1 protein-coding gene is annotated in these 1,392 nt (G+C 62.9%); it reads left to right on the top strand.

Annotation, left to right across the window (positions count from 1 at the left end; all coding sequences use genetic code 11):
* The coding region (locus ACIA8C_RS43055) for an ISL3 family transposase (protein ID WP_397145299.1) at nucleotides 1–1,367 on the top strand (1,367 nt) is incomplete at its 5' end.
* Nucleotides 1,368–1,392: the final 25 nt, after the last annotated feature.

Raw genomic sequence — 1,392 nt, 5'->3', positions numbered from 1 at the left:
TGCGTCGGTTCTTTTGCCCGAACTCCAATTGCGCGGCAAGGACTTTCGCTGAACAGGTCGACGGACTGACCATGAAGTGGTCGCGCCGAACTGACCAATCGACATCGATGCTGGCCGCGATAGGGTTGGAGCTGGCCGGTCGGGCCGGTGCGCGACTGGCAGGTCGTTTGGGGATGTCCGCCGGTCGAGACACACTGCTTCGGCTGGTCCGCCGACTGCCGGACCCACCTCCGGGCACGATCGTTGTGCTCGGCGTCGACGACTTCGCCACCCGCCGAGGACACCGCTACGGCACTGTCATGGTCGACCTCGAGACCCGAAGGCCGGTCGATCTCATCGACGGCCGCGACGGCGAGGCCCTGGCCACTTGGCTCAGGCAGCGAACGCGACCCCAGATCGTCTGCCGAGACCGCGCTGGCGGTTATGCCGAGGGAATCCGGCAGGGGGCACCAGATGCTCTGCAGGTCGCCGATAGGTTCCATCTCTGGCACAACCTCGGCCAGGCCGTCGAGAAAGACGTGTCCGCGGCCCGCCGTGACCTTGCCGCGGTCCTGGCTGCGCAGGCCGACTTCCAACGTTCCGGTCAAACACCCCCGATCATCGACCACCGCGAGTTGAAGGTCGTCACCCGATTCCGTCAGCATCACGCCGCTGTTCACCGGCTCCGGCAGCAGGGGCTCAGCAACGCTGCGATAAGTCGTGAACTGAGTTTGCATCCAGCGACGGTGCGCAAATTCGCCAACGCCACCACAGTCGATCCGCTGATCGCCAAGAACCAGCAGCGCTCGAGCATCCTCGATGATTACTACGAGTACCTGCATCGGCGCTGGAACGACGGGATCCGCAACGCTGCCGAGCTCACGCGAGAGATCACCCCGCAGGGATACACCGGAACCGAACAGCAGGTTCAACGCTATCTGCGTCGATTCCGCACTGGGACAAGCCAAATCGCGGTGCCATCACCGCGTCCGCCCTCGGTTCGCGACATCACTCGCTGGATAATGTCCGATCCAGACAACCTCGAACAGAAAGACCTCGCCGGCCTGGCGAAGATCCGAAAGATCAGTAAAGACCTGAACCGGCTCACCGGCCATGTCAAGGACTTCGCGGTCATGATGACCCGGCTCGAAGGCCACCGCCTCGACGCCTGGATCAGCGCCGTCGGAAAGGACTCACTCACGGCCATCGCCTCGTTCGCTCGCAACCTCCGCCGCGACATCGATGCTGTCCGCAACGGGCTCACCCTGCCCTACAGCTCCGGCCCCGTCGAAGGCCACGTCAACCGCATCAAAATGCTCAAACGCCAAATGTTCGGACGAGCCAACCTCGACCTACTCAGGAAACGCACACTGCTACAAGGAAACTGAACATCACGAAGAATGCGACAGAGCC

Source organism: Nocardia sp. NPDC051321 (genome assembly GCF_044455225.1).
GTDB lineage: Bacteria > Actinomycetota > Actinomycetes > Mycobacteriales > Mycobacteriaceae > Nocardia.
Note: the sequence above shows the minus strand (reverse complement) of the source record. Positions and strands in the feature narration are given on the sequence as shown.